The organism is Pseudomonas sp. W2Oct36, assembly GCF_041060465.1.
Taxonomy (GTDB): domain Bacteria; phylum Pseudomonadota; class Gammaproteobacteria; order Pseudomonadales; family Pseudomonadaceae; genus Aquipseudomonas; species Aquipseudomonas graminis_B.
On sequence record NZ_JAUERW010000022.1, the window covers coordinates 1 to 23,267 of the forward strand.

23 protein-coding genes and 1 pseudogene are annotated in these 23,267 nt (G+C 60.7%); 3 read left to right on the forward strand and 21 right to left on the reverse strand.

Annotated elements, in window-relative coordinates; genetic code table 11:
• Positions 1-124: 124 nt before the first annotated feature.
• From QWI18_RS22210 to QWI18_RS22280, 15 genes and pseudogenes are all read right to left on the reverse strand, one after another.
• Complete coding sequence (locus QWI18_RS22210; RefSeq protein WP_065989226.1) at positions 125-484, reverse strand: type III secretion protein HrpV; 360 nt, start codon at positions 482-484, stop codon at positions 125-127.
• Between the two features lie 2 nt (positions 485-486).
• Complete coding sequence (gene hrpT / locus QWI18_RS22215) at positions 487-690, reverse strand: HrpT family type III secretion system protein (RefSeq protein ID WP_074891941.1); 204 nt, start codon at positions 688-690, stop codon at positions 487-489.
• A complete protein-coding gene (gene sctC / locus QWI18_RS22220) occupies positions 687-2,789 on the reverse strand; it encodes a type III secretion system outer membrane ring subunit SctC (RefSeq protein ID WP_065989224.1) in 2,103 nt (700 codons plus the stop codon). The genes hrpT and sctC overlap by 4 nt, the downstream gene beginning before the upstream one ends.
• 1 nt (position 2,790) lies before the next feature.
• Positions 2,791-3,219 (reverse strand): type III secretion protein, encoded by a 429-nt coding sequence (locus tag QWI18_RS22225; RefSeq protein ID WP_369319885.1) that lies wholly within the window; start codon positions 3,217-3,219, stop codon positions 2,791-2,793.
• Entirely contained in the window at positions 3,206-3,430 is a 225-nt protein-coding gene (locus QWI18_RS22230) for a type III secretion protein (protein ID WP_369319886.1), read from the reverse strand. Before QWI18_RS22230 ends, QWI18_RS22225 begins: the two co-directional genes overlap by 14 nt.
• Positions 3,431-3,520: 90 nt before the next feature.
• On the reverse strand, positions 3,521-4,102 hold the full coding sequence (sctL, locus tag QWI18_RS22235) for a type III secretion system stator protein SctL (RefSeq protein ID WP_369319887.1): 582 nt from the start codon (positions 4,100-4,102) through the stop codon (positions 3,521-3,523).
• 37 nt (positions 4,103-4,139) lie between these two features.
• Entirely contained in the window at positions 4,140-4,682 is a 543-nt protein-coding gene (locus QWI18_RS22240) for a type III secretion protein (RefSeq protein ID WP_192134528.1), read from the reverse strand.
• Positions 4,682-5,485, reverse strand: coding sequence for a type III secretion system inner membrane ring lipoprotein SctJ (gene sctJ / locus QWI18_RS22245; RefSeq protein WP_369319888.1), 804 nt, complete (start codon positions 5,483-5,485; stop codon positions 4,682-4,684). Before sctJ ends, QWI18_RS22240 begins: the two co-directional genes overlap by 1 nt.
• 9 nt (positions 5,486-5,494) lie before the next feature.
• A complete protein-coding gene (gene sctI / locus QWI18_RS22250) occupies positions 5,495-5,869 on the reverse strand; it encodes a type III secretion system inner rod subunit SctI (protein ID WP_192134532.1) in 375 nt (124 codons plus the stop codon).
• Positions 5,870-5,910: 41 nt separating this feature from the next.
• Positions 5,911-6,957 carry a harpin HrpZ family protein gene (locus QWI18_RS22255; RefSeq protein WP_192134534.1) on the reverse strand — a complete coding sequence of 349 codons (1,047 nt, stop codon included), beginning with the start codon at positions 6,955-6,957 and terminating at the stop codon, positions 5,911-5,913.
• 53 nt (positions 6,958-7,010) lie between these two features.
• Entirely contained in the window at positions 7,011-7,343 is a 333-nt protein-coding gene (locus QWI18_RS22260) for a hypothetical protein (RefSeq protein ID WP_065989208.1), read from the reverse strand.
• Between the two features lie 170 nt (positions 7,344-7,513).
• A complete protein-coding gene (locus QWI18_RS22265) occupies positions 7,514-8,422 on the reverse strand; it encodes a sigma 54-interacting transcriptional regulator (protein ID WP_192134537.1) in 909 nt (302 codons plus the stop codon).
• Positions 8,423-8,638: 216 nt separating this feature from the next.
• A complete protein-coding gene (locus QWI18_RS22270) occupies positions 8,639-9,580 on the reverse strand; it encodes a sigma 54-interacting transcriptional regulator (protein WP_192134539.1) in 942 nt (313 codons plus the stop codon).
• 1,131 nt (positions 9,581-10,711) lie between these two features.
• Positions 10,712-11,731 (reverse strand): annotated as a pseudogene (locus tag QWI18_RS22275) (transglycosylase SLT domain-containing protein); the annotation flags it as partial.
• 113 nt (positions 11,732-11,844) lie between these two features.
• Complete coding sequence (locus QWI18_RS22280; RefSeq protein WP_065989204.1) at positions 11,845-12,285, reverse strand: LexA family transcriptional regulator; 441 nt, start codon at positions 12,283-12,285, stop codon at positions 11,845-11,847.
• A gap of 98 nt (positions 12,286-12,383) precedes the next feature.
• Here QWI18_RS22280 and QWI18_RS22285 point away from each other — a divergent pair, with 98 nt between their 5' ends.
• A complete protein-coding gene (locus QWI18_RS22285; RefSeq protein WP_192134543.1) occupies positions 12,384-13,112 on the forward strand; it encodes an SOS response-associated peptidase family protein in 729 nt (242 codons plus the stop codon).
• Positions 13,113-13,162: 50 nt separating this feature from the next.
• Here the strand turns inward: QWI18_RS22285 and QWI18_RS22290 are convergent, their stop codons facing one another.
• Complete coding sequence (locus tag QWI18_RS22290; RefSeq protein WP_369319889.1) at positions 13,163-15,385, reverse strand: TonB-dependent siderophore receptor; 2,223 nt, start codon at positions 15,383-15,385, stop codon at positions 13,163-13,165.
• Between the two features lie 469 nt (positions 15,386-15,854).
• Between QWI18_RS22290 and QWI18_RS22295 the strand changes: the two genes are divergently transcribed.
• Positions 15,855-17,342, forward strand: coding sequence for a SulP family inorganic anion transporter (locus QWI18_RS22295; RefSeq protein ID WP_369319890.1), 1,488 nt, complete (start codon positions 15,855-15,857; stop codon positions 17,340-17,342).
• Between the two features lie 119 nt (positions 17,343-17,461).
• On the opposite strand, the gene QWI18_RS22300 is transcribed toward QWI18_RS22295, so the two are convergent.
• Positions 17,462-18,346 carry an EamA family transporter gene (locus QWI18_RS22300; protein ID WP_369319891.1) on the reverse strand — a complete coding sequence of 295 codons (885 nt, stop codon included), beginning with the start codon at positions 18,344-18,346 and terminating at the stop codon, positions 17,462-17,464.
• A gap of 263 nt (positions 18,347-18,609) precedes the next feature.
• Between QWI18_RS22300 and QWI18_RS22305 the strand changes: the two genes are divergently transcribed.
• Positions 18,610-20,235 carry a methyl-accepting chemotaxis protein gene (locus QWI18_RS22305; RefSeq protein WP_065989197.1) on the forward strand — a complete coding sequence of 542 codons (1,626 nt, stop codon included), beginning with the start codon at positions 18,610-18,612 and terminating at the stop codon, positions 20,233-20,235.
• Between the two features lie 70 nt (positions 20,236-20,305).
• Here the strand turns inward: QWI18_RS22305 and QWI18_RS22310 are convergent, their stop codons facing one another.
• From QWI18_RS22310 to QWI18_RS22325, 4 genes are all read right to left on the reverse strand, one after another.
• Entirely contained in the window at positions 20,306-20,731 is a 426-nt protein-coding gene (locus tag QWI18_RS22310) for a cell wall hydrolase (RefSeq protein WP_369319892.1), read from the reverse strand.
• A gap of 230 nt (positions 20,732-20,961) precedes the next feature.
• Positions 20,962-21,279, reverse strand: coding sequence for a phage holin, lambda family (locus QWI18_RS22315; RefSeq protein WP_192134554.1), 318 nt, complete (start codon positions 21,277-21,279; stop codon positions 20,962-20,964).
• A gap of 276 nt (positions 21,280-21,555) precedes the next feature.
• A complete protein-coding gene (locus QWI18_RS22320) occupies positions 21,556-22,728 on the reverse strand; it encodes a cellulase family glycosylhydrolase (RefSeq protein WP_369319893.1) in 1,173 nt (390 codons plus the stop codon).
• Positions 22,718-22,921, reverse strand: a complete 204-nt coding sequence (locus tag QWI18_RS22325) for a Com family DNA-binding transcriptional regulator (RefSeq protein WP_296311197.1) — start codon at positions 22,919-22,921, stop codon at positions 22,718-22,720. Before QWI18_RS22325 ends, QWI18_RS22320 begins: the two co-directional genes overlap by 11 nt.
• Positions 22,922-23,267: the final 346 nt, after the last annotated feature.

Here is a 23,267-nt window from a genome sequence, read left to right on the forward strand (position 1 = left end):
AAGGGACCCTGACGAAGGAAGGGCCAAACCAGGAGCAAGCACCCTTGGTTACTTGGGGTGCTTTTCCAAGTAACTCGCCGAAGGCGAAACACGAGGCCGTTAGGCCGAGGCTCTTGATCTTGAATTACTGCAAAGCATCACTGAGATGCCCCAACCCCGCCAGCTCCAGCTCCTGCCGCCGAATACTGTCCAGACTCACCGCCGCCCCCTGCGCATCGGGCACCGCATGCCAGACCACAAAATCCCGCTGAACATCCAAGAACAAAAAGAAATCGTTAAACAACTCCGCCTGCGAAAACCGCCGCTCCAACGCATCGCGCAACTGCTCCGGACGCAAGGCCCGGCCCTCGATATGCAACGCAATGCCCCAGTCCCGATGCTCACGTCGACTGACAAACGCCACGCCCGTCGCCACCGGCCAGATCGCCGCACGCTCAGCGGCGACGTGGGCATAAAACGCTGCTTTTTCCGATACCCGAATCATGCTCAGTCCTTTAATGGCACCACAGTAAAATCCTGCTCATGGTCACGCTCATCAATCCCCTGACGCATGTCCGGCGGCCACCAGATCACCAACTCCCGGTCATTGGAATCTGGCCGCTTGCACGAATAACCCGAGCACCCATGGGTGGCACACCCCGCCAACGTGGCAGTGACCAGAAACAGCAAAAGCAAACCGCGCAGGTTCATCGTGTAGCCCCCTTGAGCAGCGAAGGTCGGTTCTGTTTGGCCTTGCTCGACACCTGCGGCTGACGCAGGGCGATGTAGATTTCACTCTCCGCCCCCGGCTGCAGCCACGCATGGGGCCAGGCGCTAACACCCATCACCCAGCGACCGCCACAGCGGCTTTCGTCGATGCGCACCGGCTTGCTGGTGGTGTTGCGCGCCACGACCACCGCGATGCCCCAGTCCTTGCGGGTAAACCACTGGGAACGCTGGCGATCCATGCTCAGGCCGACGCCCGGATCACACAGGCTGTCGGCTTCGAACGGCAGGGTCTCGCCGCTGTTGAAGCCCACCGGGGTCACGCCGTCGAGCAACTGGGTGAAGGCGTTCTGCACATCGCTGCGGGTCGGTTGTTCACCACCGTCGCGACGTTCCTTGATGCGCTTCATCTGGTCATCGACATCGTGGGGGTTGCCGTTCTGCACGTAGCGCGCCGGATTGATCTGATCGCCGATCAGCCGAGGCGTGAGGATGAACAGGCGCTCACGCTGGTTCAGCTCGCGACTGCGGGACTGGAACAGCAGCTTGCCGATCACCGGAATGTCGCCCAGCAGCGGGATCTTGTTGACCTTGTCGGTGGTTTCCAGCCCGTGGAATCCGCCGATCACGAGGGAGCCATGCTCCGCGATCACCGCCTGGGTGCTGACGTTGCCCTTGCGCACCGCCGGCTGATCTTCGTTGATTTGCGAGGTGTCGATCTGGCCGTCTTCGATGTCGACGATCAGTTGCACCTGGGATTTGCCGTTCTGGTCCAGGGAGCGCGGAATCACCTGCAAGCTGGTGCCTGCCGTGATGGCCTGAATGTCGGCGACGCGTTCGGAAGTGGCAGTGAGGTATTCGGTACGGCTGAAGTCGATCACCGCCGGCTGGTTTTCCAGGGTCAGAATCGACGGATTGCCGATCACCGACGCCGCGCCGTTGCCTTCGAGGGCATGCAGGTCGGCCGAAAATTTACCGGCATCCTGGATAAACAGCGTGGTGCTGGTGCCCTGCTCGAACAGGTTGGCGCCGCCGCTCACGCTGCCGCCCTTGAAATTCCAGCGGCTGGACAGCTGCGCCAGTTCGTTGCGGTCGATGTCGAGAATCACCGCGTCGATCTCGATCAGGTTACGCGGCGTGTCCAGTTGCTTGACCAGCTTCTCGTACATCGCCCGGCGTTTGGGCAGGTCATAGATCAGCACCGAGTTGTTGCGCACGTCGGCGCTGACGCGGATCTTCGAACGGCCCTTCTCTTCACTGGAGGACCCGCCGCGCTTGCCACGTGAACCCAGCACCCGGTCCAGCCCCTGTTCGATGGCGCCGGTGTCGAAACCCTGGCCTTCCATGCCGCCGTAATTCAGGCCCGACGACGTGGTGCCGCCTCCGGATCCGGCTGTACCACCCTGCCCTTGCAGCAGGTTGACACCGTTGATGGATTCGCCACGGGAGCGGCTTTCCAGCAGCTCCTGAAGAATGCTCGCGACGCCGGCGACGGTGAGCTGTTGATCGCGATAACGAATGGTGCGGTCGGCGGCGTTGGCGTACTTCAGCGGCAGGACCACGACGTCCTGCTTCTCGGCTTTTTCCGGTGCCTCGACCTTCTTGCTGTAACTGCGCACGAAGTCGACGTACTTGGCCGGACCGCGCACCAGCACCACCCCTTCGTCGGGCAAGGCGCCCCAGCCGAAACGCTTGTCCAGCAGGCCGACATCGGACAGCGCCTGCTGCAGGTCGTCGACCGCTTCCGGCGACACTTCGATCCGTGCCGAGGTCTGTTCGCTGGTCGGGCTGATGTACAGGGTCTCGTTGTAGACGAACCACTGGAAGTGATGCTCCTGACCCAGCCGGTCGAGGAATTCCTGAGGGTTCTGCGCACGAATGCGCCCGTCCAGCGTGCCCGGCATCGCCGGCATGTCCAGGCCGATGCCGAACTCCTTGGCGAAGTCTGCCAGCGCAGTGGCCAGCTCGGTCTGCCGCGCATCGTAGGCGTAGGCGGTGTGTTTCCAGGCGTCTGGCACCGCTGCCAGCGCCGGCGCGCCGATGCCGATCATCAGCAAAGGCAACCACATTAAGGCCTTGCGCATTTCACACTCCCGGTTGCCAGGTTTTGAGGGTCGAGCGGGACGACGAGGCGGTCGCGCTGCGAATCGAGGTTTGCATGAGGCTGAGCATCGCGGCGCGCTGATTGGCCAGGCGCTCCAGACGTTCGAGCAGTTGCGTGGGATTGCAGGGGTCGGGAATCCAGCTGACCAACACCACGCAGCGGGTGTCGGGGTCGATCGCCAGTCCGCCCTCACAGGCACAGGCCACACCGGCACCGCCCTGGGCGAGTACCGCGTCGAGGCGTTGCGGGTCGCTGCCGTCGTAGGGATCAAGCACACCGAGGCTCAGGCGAATGCCGTTGCCCGACACCGCCAGTCGCGCGTTGGCATCGGCGATCCAGCAGTCCAGTGGGGCGCGCGGACGCCGCGCCCACCACTGAGCGAGGATCGCGCTGAATTCACTGAATTCCATCGATGATCGCTTTGGTGATGCCGTGTTTGGCGCGCAGCCCTTCGTTGAGGATCATGTTGGCGACGTTGGTCTGCTGCGAGGCATCGCTGAACGCCTGGAAGTCTTCCATGGTGCCGCTTTCCGAGGCGGTTTCGGCGGCGTCCTGCATATTGTCCTGGGCGCGGGAATAGGAGTGATCGAGGTGGTTTTGCAGGGATTTGAAACTGATCATGCCGGTGGCTCCAACTGAGGGATTCAACCCCTGAGTGGAACCTGCGGCCGCTCCGGTTCCATGAACCGTCACAACCGGGTCAAGAAAATCTCATGAAGGCGCCGAAGACCCCACCAGCCCGCGGCGCAGGCTGTCCCAGTCGATGTCGAACGCGCCGTTGGCGTCGCTCAGGCGCAGGGTCTGCGGCGCCAGGGCCGGGTCGGGCTTGAGCTGCCAGTGACCGGCGAATCGACTGGCCGACAGCCACTCGCCGAGGCTGTCGAGCATGTCGGGATGGGCGCTGAGCACGGCGGTGGTTTCAACGGACTGTCCGGCAGCCAGATTGCGCATCAGGGCGCGGCTGCGTTCAGCGAGTGTGGTCTGGTCGAGCAACTCGGCAAGGGCCTCATTGAGCAGGGCTTCCACGGCCTCCATCGACGCCTCGGCCAAGGCCAGTCGCTGCTGCTCCAGGTGCTGCAGAAAACCGTTGGCGCTGTCCCAGAATTGCGCCAGCGCCTGATCCTTTTCGTGCTGCGCCTGGGCGTGGGCGGCGGCCAGAATCTGCTCGGCTTCTGCCCGGGCATTGTCCAGCACCTCAGCGGCGAGCACGGTACCGGCCAGGTCTTCGCGACGCAGGATGTCGGTGACCAGCACGGCGGAGGAAGACAACACGAGACGACGCTTGGCGAGCATGTTCAGCTCCTGAAATACAATGAGGTAACGGCAATCATCAAGGCGTCGTCACTCGCCACAACACCGAGTGCCAGAGGGTTTGCAGCTTGTTCTCGGGCAGCTCGGCGCACGCCGTCGGCAACACATCCGGCGCCCACGACAGGCGCAGCCGTGACCAGCAAGGCTCGCCCGCCCACGCCGCCAGCAATACGCGCGCATCGCTCACCGAGGCGTCCAGCCATAAACCGGGCCGCAACGCCTTGGCCACGGCGCGGCACCAGGGCTCATGCACGTGCCCGGCGTGATCAGCGCTCGCCTGCCCGCCCTGGCCGAAACAGATGCGGCCGGCCAACGACAGCGCCTGCTGCTGTTGCGCGTCACCCAGTTGCAGCCATTGCATCATCGAGTCAACGGGCGGCGGCGGTTGGCTCGGGACTACGCCGACGCTGTGCAGAAAGACGTCGTGCCGCGTGCCGAGCAACTCGGTGCCATCCTCGCGCGTCACGCCACAGTGGTCCGCGAACACGTCGATCCAGTCGGCATGGGCCCATTCCCATGGCGCACACCACCAGCGAATCCAGTGCTCCTCGGCGCTGAGCATTACGCCCTCACCGGCATGCTCGTCCGGGCACTGCGGCGCAGGCCGATGCGTTGCAACAGCGCATCGCGCCAGTCACCCCGCAGGGCCAACACGATCAGGGCAATCAGCAGCAGCGCGGCAAACGGCGCGAGCCACAGCATGCGGTTCCAGAAATCCAGGTTGGCGCTGTCGACCAGAAACGGTCCGAAACTCACCAGCCGTTCGGTGTCCTGAAACTCCGCCGCCGGCACGAACACGATGGCGAATTTCTTCGAATCCAGGGGCTCGCCGGACATGCCGGGAATGCTGCTGGCGACCATCTGCTGAATACGCCCGCGCACGCTGTCGGGGTCGAGGGCCGAGGTGTGTTTGATGAACACCGCCGCTGAAGCCGGCTGCACCGGCTCGCCCGGCGCGATGCGTTCAGGCAGCACCACATGCACGCGGGCGACGATCACGCCGTCGATCTGCGACAGCGTCGCTTCCAGCTCCTGGGACAACGCATAGATGTACCGTGCGCGCTCTTCCAGCGGCGTGGAAATAACCCCTTCTTTCTTGAAGATTTCACCCAGGCTGGTGCGCGAACGACGCGGCAGGCCGGCGGCATCGAGGATCCGCACGGCACGGTTGATCTCGGCGGTCGGCACGCTGATGACCACACCGGTCTTCTCGCTGCGCTTGCGCGCGTCGATGTGCTGGTCGGCGAGGCTGGCGATCACGTCGTTGGAATCCTGCTCGGACATCCCGGTGAACAGGTCCGTGTCATCGCTGCACCCGCTGAGCAGCAGCATCAGGCAGATCAGTCCCGCAGTCAGGTATTTCACGGCATGCCTCTACTGCAGGTTGGTCAGTTTATCGAGGGCCTGGGCGCTCTTGCTGACGACTTTGGTGGTCAGCGCCATTTGCAGCGAATACTGCGACAGCGACCGGCTCATCTGGGAAATTTCCAGCGGGTCGTCAGTGGTGGACGCCCGTTTCATCTTGCGCGCCGCTTGCTGCGACAGCTTGTCAGTGGCGCCAAGACGGTCCGACAGCGCGCTGGCGATCTGTTCGGACAAATGGCTTTGCTGCATCGACAGCTCGGGACGCATGGCGGCGTTGAACAGATCGACGTCCGCCTGCGAAGGCCCACTGACCAGTCCCTGATCCAGGCGTGGCTCAAGATCGGTGGACGGCGATTTGAGTTGGTTGACATTGGAAAGGGTCACGGGGGTTCTCCGGCAGACGGTGTCGAGGGGCGCAGCTCGGTTCAGGACAGGCTGTTGCTATTGCTGCTGTTGCCACCGCCCACCAATGCCGAGACAAGGGCAGCAGCGGCCTGGGCCAGGGTGTTTTGCTGATCCTGTTGGGCGAACGGGTTTTGCCCGCCTGCGCCGTTGACGCCGGCACCGTTCTGTTCAGCTTCAAGGCCTTTCTTGATCAGGCCGCTGAGCAGTTGCCCCAGGTCTTGGGTCACGCTCTGGGTGGCACCGCCCGACTGAGACGCGTCGTTCATCGGCGTACCGAGGCCGCCGCCGACGCTGGCATTGACGCCCTTCTGCAGCAGATCACCGAGCAGTTGGCCGAGGTCCTGATTCACGCTGCCGGGGGTTTGCATAGCGCCGCCCGATGGATCGGCGGGAGAAAGGCTGCTCAGCTGCGATCCGCCGCCGGCATCACTGAGGCCGTTCTGTTGCTGATCGAGTTGACCGCCCAGAGAGTCGAGCGCAGAACGGAAGTCAGCGGTCTCTTTGCCGTCGAGGAAGTTGTCGCCCTCAGCCGTGAGCTCATTCTTCCAGGAGCCCGAGTCCGGTGCCGGGAATTTGACCGGATCCTGGGCCGTGCGCTGGTCCATGAATTCAGCGATTTTTTCCAGCAGCGGCATGTCGCCCTTGGAGAAGGTGGTGCCTTTGTCCGTCTTGGTCAGGAGGTCGTCCAGTGAGGCCTTGGCCAGACCGTTGAGGGTCTTTGACATCAGGTCCGGCGCGCCGGCACCCGCCTGGCCTGCATCGGCGGCAGCACCAAAATTGTCGCCAAGCTTGTCTTTGATCAGGTCGCCCAGCGCCGCCTTGATCATGTCCGGATTGCCGCCGATCAGGGACGCCAACGGATTGTTCTTCTCCATCTGCTTGCCGACCATCTGGCCCAGCGGCGATTCCTTGTCCAGGTGCCCGTCCTTGGTCAGCGCCTGAGCCAGCTGATCAATGACGTCCTTCAGCGACTGCGGGGTCTTGTCGCCGCCTGACGTCGGCTGGGAAGCCACGGTGCCGATGTGCAGGTTTTGCAGCGGATTGGTATTGGCATTGAGACTTAGCATGAAACCTCCATCCTTAGGTGGATGCCCCCCTTTTCAGGGGGCGCTCGGACCGATCAGTAGCTGATGCCCTTGGCGTTCTGCGCTTCGGCACTGATCGCCTTGTTGGCGCTGTCTTCCTTGCCGGAACGGATGGCGCTGAGGACATCGTTGGTCTGCTTGCGGATGTCGGCTTCGGTCTGCATGGCAATCAGGCGCGCCTGGCTGGCATCGGCCTTTTCGGTAGCGGCGTTTTGTGCCGCTTCGGCCTTGGAAGGGGCAGCGGAATCAGTGATCTGGCCTTCCTGCTGGACTTTGGTCACAGCGTTGGCGCCCTGCTGAGTCGCCTGCCCAGCGCCAGTGATAAAGCTGTTGGCGAGGCCACCGACCATTGCTATTGGATTTGGCATGTCGAACACTCCTGAGTCATCACCAGCGAAAGTGCTTGGTGCCAATGGGTGGCCCGGACCTCAGGATCGGTTCCCATGTCGCTCAATAAAGTTCGTAGCAGGCGGGGACGCTGCGGATCTGGCCGTTTGAACGCAGGGTGTGTCGCCAGAGAAAGCGGGATAAACGGAGGTCAGACGTCGAGCTCTTTCATGCGGTGGTAGAGCGTCCGACGGGGAATTTCGAGCTCCTGACTCACGGCATCGACGCTGTTGTTGTGGCGCTTGAGCGCGGCTTGAATCAGCGCTTTTTCGATGACCCGCAACTGCGATCTCAGGCCCGATGATTCGCCCTCTTCGCTGGCCTCCCCGCCCAGCAGCGGAAAGCCCATGACGTGACGCTTGGCGGCTGATTTCAGTTCGCGGATATTGCCCGGCCAGTCGTGGTTGAGCAGGACGTGGCGCAGCACGCCAGTGGTCTCGGGCATCGGAACACCCGATTCCTGCGCCGCGGCTTCAGCAAAACGCGCGAACAACGGCAGGATGCGCGCCCTCTGCTCGCGCAAAGGCGCCAGGGTCACGGTCAAGACGTTCAGGCGGAAATACAGGTCCCGGCGAAAACGTCCCTGTTCGACCATCTCGTCAAGGGAGCGCTGAGCCGAGGCGATGACGCACACGTCCAAGGCAATGGGTGATGTCGAGCCGAGGCGTTCGATGGAGCGCGTTTCCAGCACCCGCAGGAGTTTGGCTTGCAGGGCCAAGGGCATGCTGTCGATCTCGTCGAGGTACAACGTGCCGCCCTGGGCCGCTTCGATGTAGCCAACCCGGGCCCGATCGGCACCGGTGTAGGCGCCGCTGACCACGCCGAACAGTTCGCTCTCGGCCAGGGATTCCGGGATGGCCGCGCAGTTCATCGCCACCAGCCGGCCCTTGCGGCCGGACAGCGCATGAATCCGGCTGGCGACGGTGTCCTTGCCAGTCCCGGTTTCGCCTGACAGCAGCAGGTCGATCCCCAACTGGCCGAGACTGCGGGCCACCACCCGCAGGTTCGGCACCTGATGGTCGTCCTCCAGTTGCTCATCGAATAACTCGTACACACTCATCCACGACCTCTGGTATCTCAGGGTTACGCGACATTGGCTGCGCGAGATTGGCTGCGAGGCGTCCATTGCGAAACAGCGCGCTTGGTGAGGCAGGTATTTGTGGGGCTTCAGGGCGGAACTCGCGTTTGTAGGACCGGCTTTAGCCGGGAAGGCGTCAGGCGTCACACCACACATCTCATACCGTTCACACCGGCCTCTTCCCGGCTGAAGCCGGTCCTACGAAATCACCGCTTCTTCAGCATCATTCATCCCCAGCTCCTTCATCCGGTGGTACAGGGTGCGCCGGGGAATTTCGAGCTCCTGCACCACCGCTTCCAGGCTGTGTTTGTGACGCTTGAGTGCGTCTTCGATGAGCATCCTTTCGATGACGCGCAGTTGGGTCTTCAGGCCGGTTTCCAGGTCACGGTCCGCAGGCGCATCGCCGCCCAGCAGCGGGAACCCCAGCACAAACCGCTTGGCGGCCGACTTCAGCTCGCGAATGTTGCCGGGCCATGAGTGGCTGAGCAGGACCTGCACCAGGCGATTGTCCAGCTCGGCAACCGGGCAGCCAAAATCGGCGGCGACTTGCTGGGTGAACTGGTCGAACAATGGCAGGATCTGCTCGCGACGCTTGCGCAAGGCTGGCATTTGAATAGTCAGCACATTGAGCCGGAAAAACAGGTCGCGACGAAAAAGCCCTTGTTCCACGAGTTCATCCAGAGGGCGCTGCGCCGAAGCGATGACCCGAAGGTCCACCGGAATGAAGTCGGTCGACCCCAGTCGCTCGATGCCCCGGGTTTCCAGAATCCGCAGCAGCTTGGCCTGCAGGCTCAGCGGCATGCTGTCGATCTCGTCCAGGTACAGCGTGCCGCCGCAGGCCGCTTCGATGTACCCCTCCCGAGACCGACTGACACCGGTATAGGCGCCGTTCACGACCCCGAACAGCTGACTTTCCGCGAGGGATTCCGGAATAGCCGCGCAGTTCATACCGATGAAAGAACCTGTCCGACCGGACAAGTCATGAATACGTTTGGCCAGCGTGTCTTTGCCTGTTCCTGTCTCCCCGCACAGCAGCAAATCCATACTCAGGTTTGCGGTATTCAATGCTATCTGCTGGATATCCAGCGCCACATTTTCTGGCGGACAGGAACAGTCGCTTACATCGATTTCTTCTTTCATCGATACCTCTCGTAGTGGGAGCAAGCGATTTATTAATACCACGCATTACAAAGGCAGCCACAATTAAATTTAGTTCCCCGACGTCGCGAGACCTACTTCACACGCGACCAGTGATAGCACTTTGACTTTATTGACGAAGACAACTAATTATCCGCAAAACATTCAAACGACTATTTAAAATCATCCGTTGCCCCCGACTGGACGATGAAGCGTCGGAGGCGTCCAACGGCCCGGCCAGCCTGGCGCCTGCATCACAATAGCTTAACAATCATCAGGTTATGCTCTGCCATGGTGCGTCCCCTTTGTCTTCCCCTCATCGCTATGGCGGCGGCGAACCGGTTGACAAGCCAGCACGCTGACTCATGCCGTTTCAAACTTATTGTCATTCCTCGCGCGCGCTCGACCACCGCCTATTTAATATTCGCTCGTCCCGGACAAGTAATGCGAACTTACGTGATCGCCTGACTTATATATCCCGCCCCTTTATAACTTATATAACGTCACCCACCTATTTAAAGCGACCCTATCATTGACACCTGAATTATTAGTTTCAAGGAAGGCTAGTTTAACTCCGTTCGGAAATCCGACTGAGCCAAGTCGGTTTTCCGAACACGCTTTACTGTACTCTCGCGTATAGGTCCAAACCCCTTGCGTTTAGCGGGTCGGACATACCGACTATCATGATTTGAACTATTAACAGCGAAGCAAAGGTTTGCGGATCAATAACGATTCGGTAATGGGATCCAACTATTCCTCGCCGCGCAGGATGATCTGCCAGGCACTGCTCAACGAGCCAAAAGGCTCATCAACCTAGGGCAGTGGATGTTTCGAATTGTGTCTTCGAAGGCGACTGGCCATGATGTATCGGCGTTTTTACAAAACGCCGGCAAAGTTCGCTGAAATTTTCGTTAATTCATTGTGTGAATAAGTCTGACCCGGCTCATCCGGGTCGATGGGACGTGCAAAGCAGGCGGGCGGATGTGTGTCTGCGCCGGTACACGGCGAGCCCATTGCTGCCAAAAGTGGGCCCGAAGCGGACAACCTCACGGCTGAGGCGTCGCCTCAGGGGCGCACAATTCCCGCTGACGCCGTGGCAGTCGTGACCGCCAGTGCCTCGTTACCGTGCACGACGTCGTCGGTCATTTTGTCCAGAGTGGCGGAAAGCTGCTCGAACTGGTCGCGAGGCACGAGCAGGCGAGAGGGTCCGTCGGCTGTTTTTTTGCGCAGAAATGCCGGGTTGAGGTTCAAAAGCACCGAGCGATCGATGCCGGCGCTGACAGCGAGGCGCTCCAGATCCACCGGCCGCGCCAGCTCCAGCTCCGTGAAATACGGCGCGTTGGCCACCGGGCTGAGTTTCACACCATAGGTCTCGGGTTCGCGCACCAGCAACGACAGCGCCAGCAGGCGCGGCACGTAATCCTGGGTTTCTTTCGGCAGGCTCAGGTGCCAGTAATCGGTGGGTAGCCCTCGCCGTTGATTCGCGTCGATGGCCCGGCTCACCGTGCCCTCCCCTGCGTTATAGGCCGCCATCGCTAACAGCCAGTCGCCCCCGAACTGGCCATGCAGACGCGTCAGGTAATCCATCGCCGCTTTGCTGGACGCCACGACGTCCCGGCGGCCGTCGTACCAAGCGGTCTGGCGCAGGTCAAAATCGCGCCCGGTGGCCGCCATGAACTGCCACAGCCCGGCCGCGTCACGGATCGAATTGGCCTTGGGGTTGTAGGCGCTCTCGATGATCGGCAATAGGGCCAGTTCCGCCGGCATCGCGCGCTGGTCGAGGGTTTCGACGATGAAGTGCAAATACGGGCTGGCCCGCTGGCTGGCGTTGCGGATGAACCCTGCATTGCCCAGCAGCCAGTTGCGCTGACGCACGATGCGTTCATTGACGCCATTGTCGTCGGCCAGGCGGAAATCCTGCCCCATTCGCTGCCAGATATCACTGCCGTCGTAGGGTTGCGTCGGCCGCGAGTAAGCCAACGGCTCTTCGCTGCGATGGAGCCCCGCCACCAGGCGCGGCGTGCGTTCGGTACTCGCCTCGGGAGGGCCGTAGGACTGGCACCCGGCACACAGCACCGCGACGGTCAGTGAAGCGATGCGCATCGGTCGAACGACACGCAAAACGCCCGAATACGGGCGGAAGGCAGGCGGCATGGGAGGTCATCCTGAGAGGTTTATGCTGTGTGGCACGGGCGCTTGAATGGTTCCAATACGCCCGTGCTGTCACACCCCTCCTGCGCGCCTTCCTTATATAGAAAGCCTCTGCATCACGAGTGCATCACCTTGTCGTGATCGCGAACGCTGTATTTCACCACGCCCCAGATCAGCAGCTCGTCGCCCTCCATAACGTAGCGCGGCGGGTATTTGGTGTTCTCGGACTTGAGGATGACCTCGTTGCCACGCATGTGCAGGCGTTTGCAGACGGGCTCGGTATTCAGCGCGGCGATGACGATGTCGCCATGCTCGGCATACAGGCTGCGGTCGACGATCACCAGATCGCCGCAATAAATGCCCGCGCCCTGCATGCTGTCGCCTTCTATTTTGACCAGATAGACATGGGGCGCGCGGATGTCGAAGAGCTCGTCCAGCGAGATGTGCCGCTCGATGTGATCGGCCGCTGGCGAGGGAAAACCCGCCGGTACTTGAAAGGCATAAAGGGGGAACCGCTCGCCCGCCGCTGACAACCGGCCAAGGATGGTGACACTCATGGGACTGACCTTGTGTTTGTTAACTGTACGTATATACAGTTAACGTTCTCAGCCGCGTGCGGTCAATGTTGTAGGCAGGAAAATTCGACGGGTGACACATGTGCGGACGCTACTCGATCTACGAGCCAATGGACCATTACCTCAAGACGCTTGCGCCAGAGCAGTTGGTGATCAACGGCTACGATCTCTGGCCCATCGAGCGTTACAACGTGGCGCCGACCACCCGCGTCGAAATCATCCGCCCGGTGACTGACGGCCTGAGCGTCGACAAAGTGCGCTGGGGCTGGTCGCCCCACTGGGCCAAAGGTAAACGGCCCGACCCGATCAATGCGCGGGTCGAAACGGTCATGACAGGCAAGTTCTTCAAGGATCTGTGGCCGAACGGTCGCGCCCTGGCCCCGGCCAATGGCTGGTACGAATGGGTGAAAGACCCGATCGACTCGAAGCGCAAGCAGCCGTACTTCATCCATCTGAACGACCAGGGGCCGATGTACTTCGCCGCCTTGGGACAGGTCAGGCCTGGCCTTGAGCCGGATGAGCGCGACGGCTTCGTCATCATCACCGCAGCGAGCGACGCGGGCATGCTCGACATCCACGACCGCCGCCCCCTGGTGCTGACGCCCGAGCTCGCACGGGAATGGGTCGACCCGCAGACACCGGCCTCACGGCTCGCGCAAATCGCCCAGGAAGGCTGCCGGCCGGTCAGCGATTTTCACTGGCATGCCGTGGGCAAAGAGGTCGGAAATGTGCGCAACGAGGGTGCGCAGTTGATCGAGCCCTTGGCCGGGCCCGATTTGCTGACGGAGGATCAGGACGAGAACGTTTGATCGCTGCACATGGCGATCACGCGGCACTCAATGGGGCAGGTTTGGAGTGATCAGAGCGTCCACTTCACCGAGAACATCAGGTTGCGCGGATCGCCGTAAACGCCGGTACCCGACGCGATCGGAATGCCCTGCCAGTAGCGGGTGTCGAACAGGTTGTTGACGTTGACCCGGCCGTCCCAGTGCTCGTTCAGCTTGTAGCCGGCCATCAGGCCGACGATGCCGTAAGCGTCCTGATCGGCCTGGCCGTCGCCAACGCGGTTGAAGGTCTTGCTCTGGGCCAGCACGTCCGCCCCCACTCGCCATTTGTGCAGCTCGCCGGGCAATGTGTAGCTGGTCGCGGCTTTGAACAGATGTTTCGGCTGCTCGGGGGCGAACAGTTTGCCTTCGTTGCTTTTGGTGCCGTCTTCGACAAACTGGCTCAACACGTAGGTGTACGACGCCGAGAACTGCCAGTCCGGCGTCAGCGCGCCGCTCAGTTCGGTATCAATCCCGCGGCTGCGCACTTTGCCCGCTGCACCGTAGCAGCTGGACGCCGGGAAGCTCGGGCAATTAGTGGAGTTCTGGTCCTGCACCAGGTACGCCCGGTTTTCCTGCTCCATTTCAAAGAGCGCCACCGAGGCATTCAGCGCGCCGTCGAAGTATTCGCCCTTCAGGCCGATCTCGTAGTTCTTGCCCGTCATTGGCTTCAACACCGAGCGCGCTGAATCCATCTCGGTCTGCGGCTTGAAGATTTCGGTGTAGCTGGCGTAGGCCGAGTACGTGTCGTTCAGGTCATAGATGACGCCGGCGTAAGGCGTGACTTCGCGGACCACCTTGTAATCGCCGCTGCCGACGCGGTTGTCGAAGTCATACCAGCTGACGCGGCTGCCGAGGATGACGTGCAGGGGGTCGATCGGGTTCAAGCGCGCGACGGCGTAAACCCCTTCTTCGGTAGCGGCATTGCGGGTTTCGTACAGGCTGGTGTCGACGTCAGGTTTGGGCAGTGAATGGGTCGGGTTGTAGAGGTCAATCGGCGTGCCGTCGGTCCAGCCGCCCCACTGGTGAAATTTCTCCTGCCGGTGGCTCACGCCCACGACCAGTTCATGCTCGCGACCGAACATCTGAAACGGCCCGCTGAGGGAGGCATCGAGGTTGGTCTGGTCATCGTCGTCGCGGTACTTGCCGTGGTACTGCTGAAAACCCAGACCGTCGTAGTTGCCGATGTAGCTGGAGAAGGTGTCCGCTTCAGCCCAGATCTTCTGTCCCGCCAGCTTGGCCGACCAGCCGTTGTCGAAACGGTGGGTGACGTCGGTGAAGAACATGATGTTGTCTTTGTTCCAGTACGACCAGTCGTTGCTGAGGAACGTCGAACGCTTGAGGTGCAGGTCTTCGCCGTTCGGGCCGCTGGGCAGACCGCCCCAGTCCGAGGTGTTGTCGTCACGCTGTTTGGACGCGCCGACGGTCCAGGTGGTCGAGTCGTTCAGGTCGGCTTCGAGAATCCCGTAAAAGGTCTGCCGCTGATTTTTGCGGATATCGGAGAAGCTCTTGTCATCTTCGTACGCGGCCACCACACGGCCGCGAACGGTGCCGGAATCGTTGAGCTTGTTCGACGCATCGACCTCGGTGCGGTAACGGTCCCAACTGCCGGCGCTGGTGGTGACACTGACCTGCGGCACGGCGGTCGGGCGCTTGCGCACCAGGTTCAACGTCGCCGCCGGGCTGCCCGCGCCGGTCATCAGGCCCGTCGCCCCGCGAACCACTTCGACGCGGTCATACATGGCCAGATCCGCGCCGGAAATCACGTCCTGGGTGTAGGCGCTGATGCTGCTCGGCAGGCCGTCGTACATGATGTTGTCGATCTTGAAACCGCGCGCCAGAAACTCCTGACGGTCCGACGCCGTTCGGTGCAACGTCACGCCGGGCGCGTATTTCACCACATCGTTCAGGTCATTCATGCCCTGATCGTCCATGCGCTGGCGGGTGATCACACTCACCGACTGCGGCGTCTCGCGGATGGACAGCGGCAGCTTGGTCGCCGTGTTCATGGAACCCGTTGTGTAGGACCCCGAACTCTCCGTGGTCGCCTGTCCCGCGATGCCGTAATCGGCGTTGATGCTCAGGCCTTCCAGCGCGACGGCGCCCGACGCCGAATTGCTGCTGGCACTGCCCGGTTGAGCGAGCGATGTTGCCGGTGGCTGATCCGGCAAATTCTGCTGCGTCGGCGCTGCGAAGGAATGGCTGGAGAAACCAAGGGCAACAAGTGCCGACAAGGCTGGCAGGGCGGGACGTAGCATCGGGTGCTTCCTGGAAAGGGCGAGAGCTGATCTGCGGCCCATCACCCTGATGAGCGACGTTCCACATGGCGAAAAGCTATGAGGGCGCCGATCGTAACAACCTTTTTATAAATTGTTAATGCAAACCGTTTCCATTTGTTAAAGCGTGTGATTTGTTTTTACTGCTCTTACGTCCATCAGTCGGCTCTGGCGAATTCAGTCTGGACCGGACGGCGAGATCACAACTATCATGCCCATGTCTCACGATGAATAACCAAAGGTACTACCTTGCCCCGTTCCAACTGGCTGCCTACGCCGCCTTAGCGCTACGCCCCCCTCGCTTGACCCTGACCGCCACCTGACTGCGGTCGAATCCTGCTGCGCCTGATTTTCTGTCCGCGGCTAATCCACAACTCAATTGAAACAGACACACGTGTATCGCCCAGCGCCCGCCGCTGTGCGTCATGCCGTGCCTGCCCTGGGTGAATTAATGTTTGAAAACATCAGAACCGCCTGGCTGTCCGACGCCAGAGCGAACGTACTCGCTGGACTCGTTGTTGCGCTGGCCCTCATCCCCGAGGCGATCGCCTTCTCCATCATTGCAGGCGTCGACCCTAAGGTCGGCCTGTATGCCTCTTTCTGCATCTGCACCGTCATCGCTTTCGTCGGCGGCCGCCCGGCGATGGTGTCGGCGGCGACCGGAGCGATGGCCCTGCTCATGGTCAATCTGGTCAGGGACCATGGCCTTCAATACCTTCTGGCAGCTTCGTTGCTGTGCGGAGTGCTTCAGATCACCGCCGGCTATCTGCGCCTGGGTGAGCTGATGCGTTTCGTCTCCCGCTCCGTCGTGACCGGGTTCGTGAACGCGCTGGCGATCCTGATTTTCATGGCCCAACTGCCGGAACTCACAGGAGTGACCTGGCCGGTTTATGCCCTGACGGCGGGCGGGCTGGCCATCATTTACCTGTTTCCACGACTGCCGGTGCTGGGGAAACTGCTCCCCTCGCCGCTGGTGTGCATTATCGTACTCACCGCGATTTCAATCTCGATGGGACTGACCGTACACACCGTAGGCGACATGGGATCGTTGCCTTACAGCCTGCCGATATTTCTGTGGCCGGACGTGCCGCTGAACCTCGACACCCTGCTGATCGTTTTGCCCTACTCTGCCGCCCTGGCGGTCGTAGGGCTGCTGGAGTCGATGATGACCGCGACCATCGTCGACGACCTGACTGACACCTCCAGCGACAAGAACCGCGAGTGCAAGGGGCAAGGCATCGCGAACATCGCGTCCAGCCTGATAGGCGGCATGGCAGGTTGCGCAATGATCGGCCAGTCAATGATCAACGTGAAATCCGGCGGCCGCACCCGACTGTCGACGCTGAGCGCCGGGGTGTCGCTGCTGGTCATGATGGTGTTTCTCGGCGACTGGCTTGCGAGAATCCCGATGGCGGCGCTGGTGGCCGTGATGATCATGGTGTCGATCAGCACGTTCAGCTGGGACTCGATCCGCAACCTCAACAAGTATCCGCTTTCAACCAACATCGTTATGGTGGTGACGGTCGTGGTCGTGGTCGCCACCGACAACCTGGCCTTCGGCGTTGTGGCGGGTACCTTGCTGGCGGCAATGTTCTTCGCAAACAAGATCGGCCATCAGCTCGATGTGAGCTCAACCCGTGATCCCGAGCACCCTCACCGCACGTATGAGGTAACCGGTCAGGTGTTCTTCGGATCAGCGGACAGGTTTATCCGATCCTTTGATCTCAAAGAGCCCCTCGAGACGCTGGCCATTGGCCTTCGCGAAGCCCACTTCTGGGACATTACGGCGGTTGCGGCATTGGACAAAGTCGTACTCAAGCTTCGTCGACTGGGGGTCCAGGTGGATGTCATCGGGATGAACCAGGCCAGCGCAACCCTCGTGGATCGCTTCGGCATTCATGACAAACCGGACGGTTTAGAGACGCCAATGGGGCACTGACCGCAGCAAAACGGTCAGCAGTGACGCCGGGAAGGCTTGGCAACGGCTTGCGCTGCGCAGAGACGCAGCGCTGCAATGGATACGCGTGGTTTGCGAAAGTGATCCGGCGTCGCCCGTCATCAAGCCACCGCGCGTCGTCCTCTAGCGAAGAGTTTGGGGCCCAACAAATTGACTGTCAGACCCAACATCACAAGCACACCCCCCGCGCATTGCAGCACGCTGAGTCGCTCGCCCAGCACCAAAGCCGAGGAGCTAAGGCCGACCACCGGCACCAGCAGGGAAAACGGCGCGACCTTGCCCGCCGGGTAGCGAGACAGCAGCTTGCTCCAGCTGATGTAGCCGAAGAGCGTGGCGACGAAGGCCAGATAAGCCAGCGACAGCACCGAGCTCCAACTCAGGTTGAGCAATGAATGCTCAATGAGCGCCGGCCCCTCCAGCCACAGCGACATGGCGAGAAACGGTAGCGGCGGAACGATCGCTCCCCAGACCACCAGCGCAACCAGATCGACGTTGCCGAACCGGCGCGTGATGATGTTGCCCAACGCCCACATCGAGGCCGCGCACAACACCAGCAACACCGCCAGCAGCGGTGTCGCAGCCCCTGTGCCCATGCCGATAAGGGTCAGCCCGCCCGCGGCGATGAGCAAACCCGCCACGCTATAGACGCGTAATTTCTCACCGATGAAGATCGCCGCGAACAGCAGCGTGAAGAACGCCTGCGCCTGCAGCAGCAGGGAGGCCAGCCCCGGTGGCATGCCATGGGCCATGCTCTCGAACAGAAAGGCGAACTGACCGAAGGAAATGGTCGCTCCGTACGCAAGCAGCCAGAACCAGGGCAACTGCGGACGACGGATGAAAAACACGGCAGGAATCGCAACCAGCGTGAACCGCAACGCGCCCAGCAGCATCGGCGGCAGGCCATCCAGCCCGTATTTGATCACGATGAAATTCAAACCCCACGCGATGATGACCAGCAATGCCAGGCAAAGGTCTTTAAACGGCATGGTGTTCCTTAAGAGTTGGCAGGTAGTTGGGGAGAGCCCGATGAAACAATAATCGCTTCGTGCCTGCTGCATTTGCAAACGCCTTGGCACCGTTGAATGAAGAATTAGTTAATTGATTATTTAGCACTGAGCAAACCCACGGACATGCTAGCCATAGGCCTGCCCATCCGCCGAACGCACCTTAAGTATTCAAAAATCCGGCAGACACGCTGATCGCTGGAACGGACCTCAGCGCCTTCCTTTGGAGCTCCGGAGAAACTCACATGCAACTACAAAACTTTAGAATTGCGACCAGAGCGCTGCTCTGCTTCGGTCTGATCACGCTGATCCTGCTAGGCCTTGGCGTGTTCGCTTACGTTCAAATTGATGAAATGCGTGCCACTGAACAAAAGCTGGAAACCGACGTGGTGCCCAGCATTCAGGTGATTGACGATATCCAGATCGCCCTGCTGCATACCCGGCTGGAAAGCATACGATCGCTGGCGGTGTCGGGCTCAGACGCACAACGCAAAGTCACCGATAATATTTTTCAAGACATCGCCACGCTCGAAGACAAGACGGGCTACTACCGAGCACACCTGATTACTGACGAAGAAGATAACAAGCAGTTTCAGACCGCGAACGGCCTGATGGAGAAATACATAGCTGGCGTCAAAAACATTATTTCGCTGAATAAAACCGACCATCAAAGCGCGCTGGACTACGCCAACAACGAACAGGCGCAGACCGCGACGCAGTATCAGGCAGAGCTCACAAAGCTGCGCGACCTTAATTCACAGAACGCCGTCAACGCCGGGCATCGCGCTGCAGAGGTTTACAACCACAGCATCATGGTTCTTATCTCCGTTGTTCTGGGTGCATCGGTGCTCACCATAGGCCTGGCTTATGCCCTGACCCGAAGCATCGTGAAGCCGGTCGGCAGTTCGTTGACCTTCGCGGAGAAAATCGCAACGGGCGACCTCTCCGGCGTCCTCGCCGTGACAGGGCGGGATGAGATATCCAGTCTGATGATTGCGCTCAATCTCATGGCCGGCAATTTGAAGACCACGCTGACTGAAATATCGGGAGCGGCCGACCAACTGAGCACCGCGTCCGTGGAAATGACATCGATCACCGAAAACGCAGACCGGACACTTCAAAGACAGAACAGTGAGATCGAACAGGCGGCCACGGCGGTCACCGAGATGAGTGCGGCGGTGGAAGAAGTCGCAAGAAATGCGAACTCGACGTCCGAGGCCGCACAGTCATCCAGCACATCTGCCGAAGAGGGCAACCGCCGGGTCGTCAACACGGTGACGGCCATGACGAACCTCGCCGACCTCGTGGACAACTCTGTGGTACAGGTCAAGGCCCTGGCCAGTCAGGCTGACGATATTACGAAAGTGCTGAGCGTCATCCGCGCCATCGCCGAGCAGACAAACCTGCTCGCGTTGAACGCGGCAATTGAAGCGGCGCGCGCCGGGGAACAAGGACGCGGCTTTGCCGTAGTGGCAGATGAGGTACGAGCCCTGGCGCACCGGACCCAGCTGTCTACTCAGGAAATCGAGCAGATGATCACCAAGGTCCAGTCAGGGTCCGCCGCGGCGGTGGAATCCATGGACAAAAGCAGGCAGGAGGTTCACAGCACGCTGACCTCTGCGAAAGACGCAGGCTCGTCCCTGCGCCTGATCACCGACGCAGTCCTTGAAATCAACGAACGAAACATGCAGATCGCGACGGCTTCGGAGCAACAAGCCCATGTTGCCCGCGATGTGGACAGAAACCTGGTGAGCATTCGGGATTTGGCCATGCAAAGCACCGAGGGCGCGAGACAGACGTTGGAGGCAAGCAGCGAACTGTCGACGCTCGCGGTCCGACTCAACGACATGGTCGGCAAGTTCCGGCTTTAGCCCATGGCTGCTTTGACGCCCTGAAGCCGGCTTCCCTGCCCCAACGGCTTGCTGATGACTGTGCCGCTGATCACGGAACGTCCTTGAAAAACATGTGGCTCCCGAGTTTCAGAGTCGGCTTGGCGCTGGCTGCCCACGCCGGAGCCCTCGACAAAGTGGTCGCGTAATAGTGAGTCGCCCCGCCGGTGGGGTCTGGCACGTTCCCGTCGATTACTTGGTCGGCAGCGATTTGGCACTGCGCCAACTCGCGGAACGGAATCTGTCGCGCGCCGCTCACGGACGGATAGTTCGGGTCGCCCTTGTTCCAGCAACTGAACTGATAGGGCTTCTGGCACACCCCGGCATAGCCCTCGCCCCACCATGACCTTTCTTGTCCATCGTTCACGCGGTTGCGGATCGTCCAGGCCACGGCCAGCATTCCGGCAAGCCCTTCCCCACGAGCTTCGCCATACAGCGTGCGGGCGAGCAAGTCGCGATCTCTATCAGTGACGGTCATGGCTATTCTCCAGACAAAAAACCCGCTCATCGGCGGGCTAGACGATCGGATGTGCTTTTGGGGGCGGTCTGCCGCGCGTCACGCTCGAGGGCGATGGCGCCCTGCAGACTGACAACGCGAATCTGCTGGGCCGCAATCAGCAGTCCCATCACGATTGCAATCACTACAGCGGCCCGCAATGGCTCGCAATGTGGAACCCGCTTTGGCTACGGCGACAATGGCCCCAAGGCTCATAACGAATCCGCCTTGCGTCCGAGGAACCGGATGATCAGCTCGCGGATCGCCGTCACGCCGATGAACCCTATGGTGCCGCCGGCGGCGACGGACAGACTCGACGGCCAGGCCATCCATTCGATGACGCTGCTGGCTGACAGGCTCAATGCACCACAGATCAGCGCCTCAAGCACGACGCGCCATTTGTTGGCTTCTTTGCCTTCATAGAGCACGCGCAACAGAGAAGTGGTGGCGGCCATGATCGCTCCCTGCCAGAGCGGCGTCGTGATGATCAGCCAGACGTGCGCCCAGAAGTCAGGTGTTTTTTCCGGCATCTTCGTCGACCTCCGACAGTCCGCCCCCTCGGGCTCGGGGAATGGGTCAGCCCCTCGGCAATCCCTACTTGGAGCGATGAATGTGGCAGGGCTGAATACGAAAAAGCCCCGGCAAATGCCGAGGCTCTGAATAAGTGCATGTCGTTCACGCTGCCCGTCGGAGCAGCGCGGGTACTGTTAAGTAGCGTTCCGGATCGGGTGTTCACACCCGCGGTCGCTGAAAGAATGGGAAGGAAAGCCTCCCGGAATGGGAGGCTCAGGCTCTGACAGCCAGACCTACGCTTGCGCGTAACCCCACTGAGTGATGCGCTCAGCGAAGTATGGCTTCACCATCGTAACCGTTGCCGCCTGGTTACTCGCTTCAAGGCTCATCTTCTCGCCGTCAGTGCCCGGACCCGCGACCCATAGGGTGACGGGTATTTTCTCAGCCTTGGCTTTGTCGAGCAGATTCTTCAGCGCGGTGCGGCCAGCATCCGTTGGTGGAATGCCAGTCTCGCCGATGAATGCTGCCATCTTGTTGGCTTTGGCGTAAGTCAGAAACGGACCCACGATTTGGTCGCGCAGCGCCGTTGGCGAAATCTGGGTGTTGTCGCCGTTGTAGGCACCGCTCGATCCGCCATCGACGTCAGCATAGGCGTGCGCTTCCCAAACAATGGAATTTGCCGGGTCCACAATTTTGGACTGTAGATTGACCGAGGCAGTCGCCCAGTCCTTGGCGCTAGCGTATTGCAGGCCACAGATGAAGACTGGCTTTTTGGAGCTGTTGCGCAGGGCCTTCAGCACGGTATTCATCGTGTTGATGTAAAGGGTTTCCAAGTCGCCCGACGTAATGTAGTCCTTTGCGCCGGCGTTGGGGTTGGGATAGGGCTCGTTGCCCAAACCCCAACCCAGAACCATAGGGTCATCGCATGCAACGACCAACTTCTGGTGGAAGTTCGCCAAGTGGACCGCACTCCAGGAACCACCACCGACGGAGTTACCGTCCTGGATCAGAACCTGCTCTGTAATTTTCCAGCCGTCTTGATTGCCCGCCTCTTTACTTGGGTAAAGCTGACCGGTCAGTTGGCCATTCGCATCGGTCTGGTAGCGATGCAGGCGCATGTAGTGATGCGGATCGGGGATGATCCTGGCTTCACCGTTAGAGTCATCGCTGATCGCCTTCAGCATTACCTTCCACTTGTCCACGAACTCCTGCTTCAAGTTCGCGCCTTGACCTGGCAGACCGTCAATTGTCGACAGCTCAATGGCGCGCTGCAGTTCGAACGGAAAACGGATAAGGCGCACACCGAGGTTCTTCACCCAGTGAGTGATGGTGTCCCGAGTGGGCCATTGATAATGAGTGCCGGCCGAACCTGGAAGGATTTGACCAGCATTGGCGACCGAGCCCAGGTTGATTCCTACCAGAGGAATGTTTTTGAGCTGGGCGATTACTGAGCTGCTATTGGACATTTTGATTACCTTGAGTCGAATGATTTTTAGCGGAGAATTCCGCATTCATGTCGCTCACAGGCGATAGCTCGGGGCACGTGGCCCTCACATGATTCAACGTCCCGCACCGGGAACACTTGATCTGGAGCTCCGTCATCTCACCGATACGGGCGAGAAGTCTTTTGCACTTTCCACATCTGCAATCTTTCAACATTCCGCGAAGCCTTTTGGATTCTGCCAGGCTCCGCCCCGCTCGCGCGGAGAGTAAGGGCCTCGGCTGGTTTGCAGGTACAGCCTGCGATCTGGCGATCCCTGTGGGTGTTAGTGCACCCGCCTGACTGCCCTCTCTTTCTTCGTTGATTTCCCGTCTGGCCCTGTTGCCAAGGCCAGCCAGCGAAATCGGTGATTCCGTCCTGCTAAAGAGCTTTGATCCAGTCGGTCCCTTGTCGGGGCTGGGAGACCACTTCGCTGGTCCCTGGCTATCTGGCGGCTTCACCAGTCATGTATCGCTGCGGTATGTCGCTGCGATGGATGTAAGTTAGCAAGCGCTAAATTTAGCG